14 protein-coding genes are annotated in these 12,947 nt (G+C 68.1%); 5 read left to right on the forward strand and 9 right to left on the reverse strand.

The annotated features are described in order from the left end of the window. From VER16_RS03760 to VER16_RS03780, 5 genes are read left to right on the forward strand one after another with little or no spacing between them, the layout of a single operon-like run. Nucleotides 1-891: a TPM domain-containing protein gene (locus VER16_RS03760; RefSeq protein WP_324805527.1), complete on the forward strand. Its 891-nt coding sequence runs from the start codon at nucleotides 1-3 to the stop codon at nucleotides 889-891. Continuing rightward, nucleotides 891-1,385, forward strand: a complete 495-nt coding sequence (locus VER16_RS03765; RefSeq protein WP_324805528.1) for a TPM domain-containing protein — start codon at nucleotides 891-893, stop codon at nucleotides 1,383-1,385. The genes VER16_RS03760 and VER16_RS03765 overlap by 1 nt, the downstream gene beginning before the upstream one ends. A 36-nt stretch (nucleotides 1,386-1,421) precedes the next feature. Then, nucleotides 1,422-2,309, forward strand: a complete 888-nt coding sequence (gene lgt, locus VER16_RS03770; RefSeq protein WP_324805529.1) for a prolipoprotein diacylglyceryl transferase — start codon at nucleotides 1,422-1,424, stop codon at nucleotides 2,307-2,309. After that, entirely contained in the window at nucleotides 2,306-3,100 is a 795-nt protein-coding gene (locus VER16_RS03775; RefSeq protein WP_324805530.1) for a thymidylate synthase, read from the forward strand. Before lgt ends, VER16_RS03775 begins: the two co-directional genes overlap by 4 nt. Before the next feature lie 5 nt (nucleotides 3,101-3,105). Further along, a complete protein-coding gene (locus tag VER16_RS03780; protein ID WP_324805531.1) occupies nucleotides 3,106-3,597 on the forward strand; it encodes a dihydrofolate reductase in 492 nt (163 codons plus the stop codon). Between the two features lie 66 nt (nucleotides 3,598-3,663). On the opposite strand, the gene VER16_RS03785 is transcribed toward VER16_RS03780, so the two are convergent. The 9 genes from VER16_RS03785 to VER16_RS03825 form a co-directional block, all read right to left on the reverse strand. Further along, a complete protein-coding gene (locus tag VER16_RS03785; protein WP_324805532.1) occupies nucleotides 3,664-4,671 on the reverse strand; it encodes a symmetrical bis(5'-nucleosyl)-tetraphosphatase in 1,008 nt (335 codons plus the stop codon). A 15-nt stretch (nucleotides 4,672-4,686) separates the two neighbouring features. Beyond that, nucleotides 4,687-5,070, reverse strand: coding sequence for a Co2+/Mg2+ efflux protein ApaG (gene apaG / locus VER16_RS03790; protein WP_324805533.1), 384 nt, complete (start codon nucleotides 5,068-5,070; stop codon nucleotides 4,687-4,689). A gap of 13 nt (nucleotides 5,071-5,083) precedes the next feature. Then, entirely contained in the window at nucleotides 5,084-5,887 is an 804-nt protein-coding gene (gene rsmA, locus VER16_RS03795) for a 16S rRNA (adenine(1518)-N(6)/adenine(1519)-N(6))-dimethyltransferase RsmA (RefSeq protein ID WP_324805534.1), read from the reverse strand. Then, the gene (pdxA, locus tag VER16_RS03800; RefSeq protein ID WP_324805535.1) at nucleotides 5,884-6,864 is read right to left on the reverse strand and encodes a 4-hydroxythreonine-4-phosphate dehydrogenase PdxA; all 981 of its coding nucleotides are present in this window, start codon (nucleotides 6,862-6,864) and stop codon (nucleotides 5,884-5,886) included. Before pdxA ends, rsmA begins: the two co-directional genes overlap by 4 nt. A gap of 3 nt (nucleotides 6,865-6,867) precedes the next feature. Beyond that, a complete protein-coding gene (locus VER16_RS03805) occupies nucleotides 6,868-8,211 on the reverse strand; it encodes a peptidylprolyl isomerase (protein ID WP_414716016.1) in 1,344 nt (447 codons plus the stop codon). Further along, nucleotides 8,208-10,679 carry an LPS-assembly protein LptD gene (gene lptD, locus VER16_RS03810; RefSeq protein WP_324805536.1) on the reverse strand — a complete coding sequence of 824 codons (2,472 nt, stop codon included), beginning with the start codon at nucleotides 10,677-10,679 and terminating at the stop codon, nucleotides 8,208-8,210. The genes VER16_RS03805 and lptD overlap by 4 nt, the downstream gene beginning before the upstream one ends. 89 nt (nucleotides 10,680-10,768) lie before the next feature. Next, nucleotides 10,769-11,707 (reverse strand): histone deacetylase family protein, encoded by a 939-nt coding sequence (locus VER16_RS03815; protein ID WP_324805537.1) that lies wholly within the window; start codon nucleotides 11,705-11,707, stop codon nucleotides 10,769-10,771. A gap of 6 nt (nucleotides 11,708-11,713) precedes the next feature. Then, nucleotides 11,714-12,268, reverse strand: coding sequence for a cob(I)yrinic acid a,c-diamide adenosyltransferase (locus VER16_RS03820; RefSeq protein ID WP_108758826.1), 555 nt, complete (start codon nucleotides 12,266-12,268; stop codon nucleotides 11,714-11,716). An 8-nt stretch (nucleotides 12,269-12,276) separates the two neighbouring features. Continuing rightward, nucleotides 12,277-12,861, reverse strand: a complete 585-nt coding sequence (locus VER16_RS03825; protein WP_108758827.1) for a hypothetical protein — start codon at nucleotides 12,859-12,861, stop codon at nucleotides 12,277-12,279. Between the last annotated feature and the right edge of the window lie 86 nt (nucleotides 12,862-12,947).

The raw sequence follows: 12,947 nt of genomic DNA on the forward strand, positions 1-12,947 counted from the left end.
ATGCGCCTGGCCACCGCGCTGCTGCTGGCGTTCCTGCTGTGGCTGCCGCTGGCGGCGCAGTCGCAGTCGCTGGCGCCGATTCCCGCACTGGATTCGCCGGTGGTCGACACCACCGGCACTCTCGATGCCGCGCAGAAGCAGGCGCTGGTGCAGCAGGCACTGGACCTGCAGCAGCGCAAGGGCAGCCAGCTGCAGGTACTGGTGGTGCCCAGCACGCAGCCGGAGGACATCGCCCAGTACACCACCCGCGTCTTCGACCAGTGGCAGATCGGCCGCAAGGGCGTGGATGACGGCGTGCTGCTGGTGGTGGCCAAGGACGACCGGCGCGTGCGCATCGAGCCGGGCTATGGCCTGGAAGGTGCGATTCCCGATGCCATCGCCAACCGGGTCATCCAGGAATACCTGGTGCCGCGCTTCCGCAGCGGCGATTACGCCGGTGGCATCACCGATGCCACGGCGGTGCTGGTGAAGCTGGTCGATGGCGAGCCGCTGCCGGCGCCGGTCAGTGGCCAGCGCGGCCACGAACCAAGCGGTGGTGGCGATACCTGGATCCTGGCGCTGTTCATCGGCGTGTTCGCCGGCAGCATCCTGCGCGGGGTGTTCGCCCGGGTGCCACGCCCGCTGCGCGGCCTGCTCGGCGGCGGCGGCGCGGCGCTGGCCGCCTTCCTGTTCACCTCCACCCTGCTGGCCAGTGGCCTGGCGGGCATCGTCGGCCTGGTGGTGGCGATGCTGTCCGGTCATCCCGGGCGCTTTGCCGGGGGCGGCGGCTGGGGCGGTGGCAGCTGGGGTGGGGGAGGCGGCTTTGGCGGCGGTGGCGGTTTCGGTGGTGGCGGCGGCTGGGGCGGTGGTGGTGGCCGCTCCGGCGGCGGCGGCGCCTCGGGGGGCTGGTGATGATCCGGCGCCTGTTCCGCCATGTCTTCGCGCCCTCGGTGCGGCGCTCCTTCCCGCCGGACACCCTGCAGGCCATCACCGAGGCCATTGCCGCTGGCGAGGCACGCCATGGCGGGCAGGTGATGTTCGCGGTGGAAGCGGACCTGCCGCTGCATGCCCTGTGGCGGGGCGTGACCCCACGGCAGGCCGCCGAGCAGGCCTTCGCCCAGCTGCGCACCTGGGATACCCAGCACAACAACGGCGTGCTGATCTATCTGCTGCTGGCCGACCACGCCATCGAGATCGTGGCCGACCGCGGGCTGCATGGCCGGGTCAGCAACGCCCAATGGCAGCGGGTCTGCACCCACCTGCGCGAAGGCCTGCGCGGGGCCAACCCGGTCGAGGCGCTGCGCAGCGCCATCGATGAAGTCTCCGCGCTGGTGGAAGGGCACTTTCCGGCCGGCACGCGGTCCGATGATGACGGCCTGCCCGACACCCCGCAGATCCTGGGTTGAGCCGTAAAATACCCGTACTCCCGCAAGGCAGCTTCCATGATCTATTTCCACGACATCGACCCCATCGCCCTTTCGCTGGGGCCGATCAAGGTGCACTGGTACGGCATCATGTACCTGCTCGGCTTCACCGCGGCCTGGCTGCTGGGCCGCAAGCGCATCGCGCAGGGCCGCCTGCCGGGCGTCGATGCCAACGGGTTCTCCGACCTGCTGTTCTACGCCATGCTGGGCGTGGTACTGGGCGGGCGCATCGGCTACATGCTGTTCTACGCGCTGGGCGATTTCCTGCACAACCCGCTGCTGCTGTTCAAGGTGTGGGATGGCGGCATGAGCTTCCACGGTGGCCTGCTGGGCGTCATCGCCGCCTGCTGGTGGTGGTCGCGCAAGCACGCGCTGCACTTCTTCGACACCATGGACTTCATGGCCCCGCTGGTGCCGCTGGGCCTGGGCTTCGGCCGCATAGGCAACTTCATCGGCGCCGAGCTGTGGGGCAAGTACACCGACGGCAGCTGGGGCGTGGTGTTCCCGTCCGGCCTGCCGGCCCCGTTGAACCAGTTCGACCACGCCACCCTGCAGGCGCAGTTCGCCACTGGTGCGCTGAACCAGTACGCCCGCCATCCCTCGCAGCTGTATGAAGCGGCGCTGGAAGGCCTGGTGATGTTCGTGGTGCTGTGGGCGGTATCGGCCAAGCCGCGCCACCGTTACCTGGTGGGCGGCCTGTTCGCGCTGCTGTATGGCGTCTTCCGTTTCGCGGTGGAGTTCGTGCGCATGCCCGACAACGGCATCTACATGGCCTTCGGCTGGCTGACCAAGGGCCAGATCCTGTGCGTGCCGCTCATCGCCTTCGGCCTGGTGCTGCTGGCCCTGTCGCGCCGCGCACCGGTGCTGCAGCCGCAGCCGCTGGTCGTCGCGGAGGGCAAGGCATGAAGGCCTACCTGGACCTGCTCTCGCACGTACTCGAACACGGTACGGAGAAGAGCGACCGCACCGGCACCGGCACCCGCAGTGTGTTCGGCTGGCAGATGCGCTTCGACCTCAACGAAGGTTTCCCGCTGGTCACCACCAAGAAGCTGCACCTGCGCTCGATCATCCACGAGCTGCTGTGGTTCCTGAAGGGCGATACCAATATCGGCTACCTGAAGGACAACCAGGTGCGGATCTGGGACGAGTGGGCCGACGAGAACGGCGACCTCGGCCCGGTCTACGGCAAGCAGTGGCGCAGCTGGGCGACGGCCGATGGCCGCGAGATCGACCAGATGCAGTGGCTGGTGGACGAGATCAAGCGCAACCCCGATTCGCGCCGGCTGGTGGTCAGCGCCTGGAACGTGGGCGAGCTTTCGCAGATGGCGCTGATGCCGTGCCACAACCTGTTCCAGTTCTACGTGGTGGACGGCAAGCTCAGCTGCCAGCTGTACCAGCGCAGCGGCGACATCTTCCTCGGCGTGCCGTTCAACATCGCCAGCTACGCGCTGCTGACCCACATGGTGGCGCAGGCCACCGGCCTGGGCGTGGGTGACTTCGTGCACACGCTGGGCGACGCGCACCTGTATTCGAACCACTATGAGCAGGCACGCGAGCAGTTGTCGCGCGCGCCTCGCGCGCTGCCGAAGCTGTGGTTGAACCCGGAGGTGACCGACCTGTTCGGCTTCCAGTTCGACGATATCCGCATCGATGGCTACGACCCGCACCCGGCCATCAAGGCGCCGGTGGCGGTGTGAGTGCAATGAAGCTGTCGATGATCGTGGCGCTGGATCGCAACCGTGGCATCGGCCAGGGCAATGCGATGCCCTGGCACCTGCCGGACGACTTCAAGCACTTCAAGGCGCTCACCCTGGGCAAGCCGATCCTGATGGGGCGCAGGACTGCCGAATCGATCGGCCGCGTGCTGCCGGGGCGGACCAATCTGGTGCTGACCCGCAGCGGCCAGGTACCGTTCGAGGGCATGCGGGCGGTGGCATCGCTGGACGAGGCGAAGGCCATTGCCGAAGGCGAGGGCGCTGCTGAGCTGTGCATCATCGGCGGCGGCGAGATCTTCCGCCAGCTGCTGGACCAAGCCAGCGACCTGTACCTGACCTGGGTGGATGCCGAAGTGCCGGCTGACACGCATTTCCCCGAGGTGGACCCGGGCCTCTGGCAGGAAACCAGCAGCGAGCCGCACCCGGCTGACGCGCGCCATGCCTACGCGTTCCGCTTCGTGCACTACGTGCGCCGCTGACCATCGCTGTCTGTAGAGTCGAGCCATGCTCGACTGCTGTTGCTCTTCAAGACCGCGTTGAACGTATCAGCCCTGCGGCGGTGCGCTGTTGCCGTTACCGCCACCACCGCCGCCACCACCACGGCGTCGTCGACGACGCGGACCACGGTTGCCCGGGGCGGCTGGCTGGCCGTTGCTGCCTTCCCTGGCCTGTTCCGCAGGTGCACGCGGCGGCGCCGGGCGTGCCGGCGGGCGCGCATTGGCCACCGGGGCCGGCACATCGCGGCCCTGCACCTGCACTACGCGCAGGTCGTCGGTGTCGAGCTGGAGGGCGGTGAGCTTGCCGCCCCACACCGCACCGGTGTCGATGGCGTGCACGCCCTGGGTGATGGTCAGGCCCAGCGCCGACCAATGGCCACAGACCACCTTCAGATCGCGCTCGACCCGGCCCGGCACTTCGAACCAGGGGTACAGCCCCTGTTCCTGCGTGCCAGGCGTGCCCTTGTCCTCGATGCCGATACGCCCGCGCGGGGTGCAGTAGCGCATGCGGGTGAGCACGTTGATGATTGCCCGCGAGCGATCGTAGCCGGACAGATTGGGTGCCCAGCTCGGCTTGTCGCCGTACATGTTGCGGAACAGCTTGCGGTAGCCTGCACCATGCAGCTGTACTTCCACTTCAGCCGCATGCTTCTCGGCCATCTGCGTGGTCCACTTCGGCGCCAGGCCGGCATGCACCATCATCCAGCCCAGCTCGCGGTCCACGTGCACCAGCTTCTGCAGGCGCAGCCAGTCCAGCAGTTCGTCGCGGTCTTCGGCCTGCACGATGCGCAGCAGGTCCGGGTTGACCTTGCGCTGTTCCTCTTCGGTGCGGGCACCGACGGCCAGCAGCGAAAGATCATGGTTGCCCAGCACGACAACACTGTGTTCGCGCAGAGAATGCACCAGCCGCAGGGTTTCCAGCGACTGGCCGCCGCGGTTCACCAGATCGCCGCAGAACCACAGGGTGTCCTGCGCCGGGTCGAAGCGGATTTTTTCCAGCAGCCGCTGGGTTACGTCGTAGCAGCCCTGCAGGTCGCCGATCGCCCACACACTCATCGTCCGGCCTCCGTGTCAGTGCAGGGTACGCGGCACGGCCAGCACGAAAGGTGCGACCGGCGCGGCGAATTCGGTGCCGTCATCGGCAACCATGTCGTAGTGGCCCTGCATGGTCCCGTGGTCGGTACCCAGCATGACACCGGAGGTGTAACGGAAGTCTTCACCCGGGCGCAGGCGCGGCTGTTCGCCGATCACCCCGTCGCCATCGACATGCTCGACGCGGCCGTTGGCATCGGTGATGCGCCAGTGGCGGGCGACCAGGCGCGCGGCAACGCGCCCCTGGTTGAGGATGCGGATCGTGTAGGCGAACGCATAGCGGCCGTCTTCCGGCGCGGATTGGTCGTCGAGGAAGCGCGGGGCAACCTCGACAGTAATTGCGTAAACGTCAGCGTCTTCCATACCGGCAGTGTAATCAGGAGGCATTGGCCAAAGCGATGAATTCAGCCACATCCAGCTGTTCCGCACGGGCATCGGGGCGCACGCCGGCGGCGACGAACTGCTCGGCGCTGACGACGTTGTTGAGCGCATTGCGCAGGGTCTTGCGGCGCTGCCCGAAGGCGGCCTTGACCACGTCGGCAAAGCGCTTGTGGTCGTTGATGTTGACGCTGGCCGGGTCACGCGGCACCAGCCGCACCACGGCCGAATCGACCTTCGGCGGCGGCCGGAACGCGCCGGGCGGCACCACGAACAGCGAGGTCACCTGGCAGTAGGCCTGCAGCATCACGCTGAGGCGGCCATACACCTTGCTGCCCGGGCCGGCAGCCATGCGGTCCACCACTTCCTTCTGCAGCATGAAGTGCATGTCGCGGACGACCGCGGCGTGCTCCAGCGCGTGGAACAGGATGGGTGAGGAGATGTTGTAGGGCAGGTTGCCGACCAGGCGGATCGGCTGGCCGGCGGCCAGCGCGGTGAAATCCACGCGCAGCACGTCGCTCTGGATGATGGTCAGCTCGCCCAGCGGTTCGGCGGCGGCGGTGAGCGGCGCGATCAGGTCGCGGTCGAACTCGATCACCGTCAGCTTCGGGTGCACGCGCAGCAGGGGCAGGGTGATCGCGCCCTGGCCGGGGCCGATCTCGACCAGACGGTCACCGTCCTTGGGATTGACCGCCATCACGATCTTGTCGATGTAGTGGCGGTCGGCCAGGAAATGCTGGCCAAGCTGCTTCTTGGCCGGGGCGGTGAACACCGGGCCGGAGGGGGAATGCGGGGAATTCATGCGCTCAGTGTACGTTGCCGGGCCAGCCGCGCACACAGTGTCGTTGCGGCCTGCAGGCTGGAAGGATCGGCGATGCCACGCCCGGCCAGCTCCAGCGCGGTGCCGTGGTCGACGGCCACGCGCGGGTAGGGCAGGCCCAAGGTCAGGTTCACGGCCTGTTCGAAGCCGGAATACTTCAGCACCGGCAGGCCCTGGTCGTGGTACATGGCCAGCACGGTGTCGAAGCCGGCCAGCTTGGCCGGCAGAAAGGCGGTATCGGCCGGCAGTGGCCCGACCAGGTCCATGCCCTCCGCGCGCAGGCGCTGCAGCAGCGGGATGACCAGATCCAGTTCCTCGCGGCCGAGGTGGCCGTCTTCGCCGGCATGCGGGTTCAGCCCGAGCACCGCGATGCGGGGTGCGGGCAGGCCGAATTCGCGGCGCAGTGCGGCGTGCACGGTGCGCAGGGTGTGTTCAAGGCTGGGGGCGGTGATCGCATCGGCCACCTCGCGCAGGGGCAGGTGGGTGGTGGCCAGGGCCACGCGCACGATGTCGTTGGCCAGCATCATCACCACCTTCACCCCGGCCTGGTCGGCCAGCAGTTCGGTAGTGCCGCTGTAGGCGATGCCGCCTTGGTTGATGACCGCCTTGTGCACCGGGCCGGTGACCACGCCGTGCAGTTCGCCGGACAGGCAGGCCTGGCCGGCCGCCAGCAGCGCACCGATCACCGCGCCCGCGTTGGCAGGGTCGGTCTGGCCGAAGTGGCTTGGGGTGGTATTGGGCAGGGCCCGCAGGCGCAGATCGCCGGGCAGGCGGGCCTCGGCATCCTCGGGCAGCAGCTGCAGAGGCAGCTTCAGCGCGGCTGCGGCCGCGCGCAGGGTATCCGGGTCGGCGAAGGCCAGCAGCCGGCAATCATCACGCGGCTGCTGGACAAGGCGGACACACAGCTCCGGGCCGATCCCCGCCGGCTCGCCCGGTACCAGAGCGAGCTCGGGGCGCATCGGTCAGGGCTGCGGCGGGGTGGCGGTGTTCTCCGCGCGGTCACCGCTGCGGAAGCTGACGTAGGCTTCGCCACGCAGTTCCTGCAGGAAGCGGTTGTATTCCTCTTCCAGCTTGCGGCGGCCGATGGTCTCGCGGATCTGGGCACGCTGGTTGTCGCTGGTCACGTCGGTCTGGCGGGTGGCCACGCGCTGCACGATGTGCCAGCCGGCATCGGTACGGAACGGCTGGCTGACGCCGCCATCGGCGATGCCCTCGACCTGCTGGCCGAACGCCGGACCGAAGGCATCGGCCGGGAACCAGCCCAGATCGCCGCCCTGGCCCTTGCTGTTGGTGTCTTCCGAGGATTCCTTGGCCACGGCCTGGAAGTCGGCGCCGCCGGCAATGCGGGCACGCAGGGTATCGATCTTGGCCTTGGCGGCCGCGTCGGTCTGGTTGTCGTCCACGCGCACCAGGATGTGGCGGCCGTGGAACTCGGTGACGGTGTGGGTACCGGCGGCCGCGGTGGCATCACGCACTTCCACCAGCTTCAGCAGCTGGAAGCCGCTGGGGCCACGGATCGGGCCGACCACGTCGCCGGCCTTCATCTGCTGCATCATCTGCGCGAAGGCGGCCGGGATTTCGTCCAGCGAACGCCAGCCCAGATCGCCGCCTTCCAGCGCGTTGGGGCTGTCCGAATAGCGCACGGCGGCCGCGTTGAAGTCCAGCTCGCCCTTGTCCAGCAGGGCCTTCACGCCTTCGGCCTTCTTCTGGCCGGTGGCGATCTGGTCGGCGGTGGCACCGTCAGGCAGGGCCACCAGGATGTGTGCCAGGTGGTACTGGTTGCCGGCGGTGGCCTGCTGCTTCAGGGCGGCGTCGACCTCGCCCTCGCTGACGCTGATGCGGCTCTGGGCGAAGCTCTGGCGCAGGCGCTGCACGGTGATCTCGTCACGCACCGAGGCGCGGAAATCATTGAAATCAATGCCGTCGTGGGCCAGGCGCTGGCGCAGGGCGTCCAGGTTGGAGCCGTTCTGCTGGGCGATGGAGTTCATCGCCTGGTTCAGTTCCTGGTCGCTGATGCGGATGCCGCTGCCCTGGGCGCGGGCCACCTGCAGCTTCACCAGCACCAGGCGTTCGAGCACCTGGCGGCTGAGCACGTCATCCGGCGGCAGCTGGTTCTCGCGGCCGGCGTACTGGGCCTTGATGTTGCTGATCGCACGATCCAGTTCGCTCTGCAGGACCACGTCCTCATCGACGATGGCTGCAATGCGGTCCAGCGGCTGGGCCTCCTGGGCGATGACCTGCAGGGGGGCGGACACGCTGGACACCGCCAGCAGCGAAGCGAGTAGGACGGGGAAGCTCTTGGTCATGGGATCTGGTTTGGATCGTAGTCGTCCCGGGTCGCCCCGGTGTTGCTGGGCGGCACGAGGTAGAGGTCGTCGCGGTTGTACCCGAGGATAGCACGGCGCAGGGTGCGGTCCGTGTCCTGGCCCAGCGAGCTCAGGCCCTTGAGTACGAACTCGAGCTGGATGGAGTTGTTCAGTTCACCTTCGCGGTTGCGCACGTAGCGGCGGGCCACGGCGCGTACCGCCAGGCAGCAGCTGTCCCACTGCACGCCGCCGATGATTTCCAGCGGCTTGCTGTCCTGGATGGAGTAGTAGTAGCGGCCCACCAGGCTCCAGCGCTCGTTCAGCGGGTACAGGAACGACAGGTCGGCCTGTTCCAGCAGGGTGCGCTCTTCCTTGGTGGCATTGGCCGCCGCGCCGGCGTTGATGCGGTAGCGGTAGCTCAGGTTGACCACGCCGTCGTTGGACATCAGGTAGCGGGCACGGACGCTGGCCAGATCCTCGCGCTTGTACTTGGGGTCCCACTGGTAGGTGGCACCCAGGGTCCAGCGGTCGTTGATCATGTAGTTCGAATCGGCGATCCAGGCCGACTTGCCCTCTTCCACCGGGGCACCGCCCGGGGTTACGGTCACCCGCGATTCGTCGAAGTACTGGATCTGGCCGATCGACGCCGAGAAGCGTTCCTTGCCCGTGGTCTGGTCGATGAAGCGGGTGCTGAGGGCCAGGGTCAGCTGGTTGGCGTCGTTCTGGCGGTCGGCGCCGGTATAGCGCGAATCGCGGAACAGCTGGCCCCAGCTGAAGGTGAAGTCGCGGGTGTCGAAGATCGGCAGGTCGTCCTGGTTGCGGTACGGCGTGCGCAGGTAGAACAGGCGCGGTTCCAGGGTCTGCAGGAACGACTTGCCGCCGATCTTCGTGTCGCGGTCGAAGAACAGGCCGGCATCCAGGCTGGCGATCGGCAGGCTGCGGGTGGGCGAGGTGTTGCCGCGCAGCTGATCGGCGGTCAGCGTGCTCGTATCCACGTTCTGCGATGCCAGCACGGTGCTGCGGATGCTGTCGGCCAGGCCGCGGTCCAGCTGGTAGGCCGTGTAGCGGTAGGCCAGGGTCGGGGTGACATACCAGGCCGCACCGCTGATCGGGAACGAGATCGACGGCTTGATGTCCAGGCGCGAACCGCCATACATGCGGGTCACTTCACCGGTGCGCACGTACTCGCCGTCGCTGTTCTGGGTTTTCAGGTTGATGTCATCGTGGGTGAAGCGCACTGCCTCGGCGTACAGCGAGGTTTCCACCCACGGCAGCAGCGACTTGTCCCAGTTGAAATACACGCGCGGCTGGCGGTTGTAGGCCAGTGCCGATTCGGTCAGCGTGTAATCGGTCAGCTGCCAGCGGTCGGCCATGATGCCGGCCGTCCAGTCCTGGCCGGTGCCGTACAGGCCGATGGTGCTCTGCAGGTTCGATGCAGTGACGCCGACCAGGCGGTTGGCGAAGTCCTCGATGTAGCGCTCGTCGCTGACCCAGGCCAGGTTCGCGCGCGCCTGCCAATGGGCGTCGACGTTGTGGTAACCGTTGAACATCACCCGGCCGCGGTCCATGTCGCGCAGCTTGTCGTTGGGGATGTAGCTGGTCAGCAGCTCGCCGCGGCCGCCGTTGTAGAGATAGCGGAACTCGTTGTCGAGCATCAGCCCGCGCCGGCTCATGTAGCGCGGCATCAGGGTGTCGTCGTAGTTCGGCGCCAGGTTCAGGTAGATCGGCTGGGTGTAGTCGAAGCCGTTGCGGCCGGACATGCCCAGCTGCGGGAACAGCAGGCCGGTCTTGCGGCGGTCGTCGATCGGGAACTTGAAGTACGGTGCCCACAGTACCGGCACCTTGCCGATGCGCAGCACGGCATTGCGGGCGGTGCCGAAGCCTTCGTCGTTGTCCACTTCGATTTCCGGCGCGGACAGCTTCCACACCGGCTGCGAGGGATCGCAGGTGGTATAGGTCGAACGGTGCATCTGGCCGACGGCGCCCTGCAGGTCGACCGACTCGGCATCGCCGTTGCCGCGGCGCGACACCAGCTGGTACTGGATGTCGGTGATCTTGTGCGTATCGCTTTCCTGGTTGCCTTCGGCGCGCTTGGCCACCATGCGGATGGAGCTGTCCTGGTAACGGACGTTGCCGTCGGCGATGTAGTTGCCGCTGTCGGTGTCGAAGCTGAGCTTGTCGGTGCCGACGAACTGGTCACCACGGCGCAGCGCCACGTTGCCCTGGTACTGCGGCACGGTGGTGGTGCCCAGCAGCTGGTCGCCCTCGATGTCGGTGGGCTGCTGCTCGCGCTCGGCGCTGGCGGCGGCCTTGTCCTGCCCGGGTACCGGGGTGGGCGCATCGGTGAAGGCGGGAATCACCTCGGTCGCCGGGCACAGGCCCCAGTTGAGCGGCTTGTCATCGGCCATCGCGGGAAGGCAGACGGCGATGCTCAGGGGCAGGGGAAGCAGGCGGAGGGCTCGGCGCACGCGGTTCGGATTCGGGCGAAAACGGACGGTAGATTGCCCCATCCGCTGCATAGGGGCAATGAAGGTCCCGGCCCGGGACCGGCTCGGGTTCATCCAGCCCGTGGCCCGTTGGCCCCGTCCAGCAAGGCCCGCACATGGGCCACGCTGCACTCGGACAGGGCCTGCAGGTCGTAACCACCTTCCAGCATGGATACCACGCGGCCGGCGGCATGGCGGCGTGCCAGCGCATGCAGTTCACGGGTGATCCAGGCGAAATCGTCGGTTTCCAGCATCAGGTCGGCCTGCGGATCGCGCAGGTGCGCGTCGAAGCCGGCCGAGACCAGCAGCAGCTGCGGGCGGAAATCGTCGATGGCCGGCAGCATCTCGTCGGCCCAGACGTTGCGGAAGCGGAAACCGCCACTGCCCGGCGGCAACAGGATGTTCATCAGGTTGCCGGCGCCACGGTCGCGGCGCAGGCCCGAATTGGGGAACAGCCCGGCCTGGTGGGTGCTGTAGTACGACACCCGGGCGTCGTGCTGGAAGATGTCCTGGGTGCCGTTGCCGTGGTGGACGTCGAAGTCCACCACCGCGATGCGTTCCAGCCCATGCCGGTCGCGGGCGTAGGCGGCGGCCACGGCGATGTTGTTGAGCAGGCAGAAGCCCATCGCCGTACTGCTGGTGGCGTGGTGGCCGGGCGGGCGCACCGCGCAGAAGGCCAAGGGGTCATCGCCCAGCATCACCGCATCGACGGCGGCAACGCCGGCGCCGGCGGCGTGCACGGCGGCACTGGCCGAGCCGGGCGAGGTCCAGGTGTCCATGTCCAGCTGGCGCAGCGGCGTGGTCTGCGGCTGCAGCACGAAGTCGAGCAGGGCGCTGTCGTGTACCCGGCTCAGTTCACCGAACTTGGCGGGCGGTGCCTGCCGCCATTCCAGCTGGCCGGGGAAGGCCTGGTGCAGCGCATCGAGCACCACCTGCAGCCGCTGCGGGCATTCGGGATGGCCGGGGCCGGGATCGTGCAGCAGGCAGGAGGGGTGGGTATAGACCAGCATCGGGGGTCAGCGCTGCCGGTGCTGCGGCTGCCACAGGGCCTCGCCGTGGCCGTCGGCGCGGGCCAGCACCCGCGACAGCACGAACAGCAGGTCCGACAGCCGGTTGAGGTATTGCAGCGCCTCGCTGCGCACGCTTTCCACCCGCGCCAGGGCGACGGTCTCGCGCTCGGCACGGCGCACGATGGTGCGCGCCAGGTGGCAGCGCGCGGCCGCTTCGCCGCCGGCCGGCAGGATGAATTCCTTCAGCATCGGCAGGTCGGCGTTGTAGTGGTCCAGCTGCTGTTCCAGCGCCGAGATGTCGGCGGCATGGATGGCGGCGTGGCCGGGCACGCAGAGTTCGGCGCCCAGGTCGAACAACTGGTGCTGCAGGTGGACCACCAGCGCGCGCACGTCGTCGGGGAGCGCGGCGGCCAGCAGCAGGCCAAGGGCGGCATTGGCTTCGTCCACCGTGCCGTACGAGGCCACGCGCAGGTCGTCCTTGCCGACCCGGCTGCCATCGCCGAGGCCGGTGCTGCCGTCATCGCCGGTGCGGGTGTAGATGCGCGAAAGACGGTGGCCCATACGATCGCTCAGTGGTGGATGTCGCGGCGGGCCTGCTGCAGCTTCAGCACCTGCTCCACGGCCAGTTGCAGGGCGGCGGCCAGCGCCACGTAGAGGGCGGTGGTGCGCAGGTAGGGGCCGAACCACTGTGCGTAGTTCTGCGCCCAGCCGGCCACGGTCGGCTCGGCCACATTGCGGGTGGTCCAGTAGAAGCCGCCCTGCGCCAGCAGGTGGCACAGCGCCACCGAGGCCACCAGCAGCAGCACGCCCTTGGCCAGGGTCGACCAGTGCGCGCCATGGTAGTTGCGGCCCAGCAGCAGGCCACCGGCCCACAGCGAGAAGTACGCCGGCAGCAGCAGCCAGTAACCGGGCGACACGCAGTAGTGCTGCCAGAAATCCAGCCCGCTGCTGCGGATCACGATCCAGTCCACCAGCACGGCGAAGACCATCAGCAGCGGGAACGCCCAGCGCGTCCAGCGCGCCAGGTAGAAACCACCGATGAAGAACACTGCCCACGACGCATCGGGGATGGCCGCGAAGTGGTTGACCCGGGTCGCCGCCAGCAACAGCACAAGCACGGAAAGGACGAAGGCGCGGTTGGCGGTGTCGGACATGGCAGCGGGCCCGGAGCGGATTCAGCTTTCATTCTAGCCCGCCGCGCGGGTCGGCGCAGGGTTCGGCAGCGAGCGCGTATCATTGG

It is taken from the genome of Stenotrophomonas sp. (assembly GCF_035634915.1).
In the GTDB taxonomy this organism is placed as follows: Bacteria; Pseudomonadota; Gammaproteobacteria; order Xanthomonadales; family Xanthomonadaceae; genus Stenotrophomonas.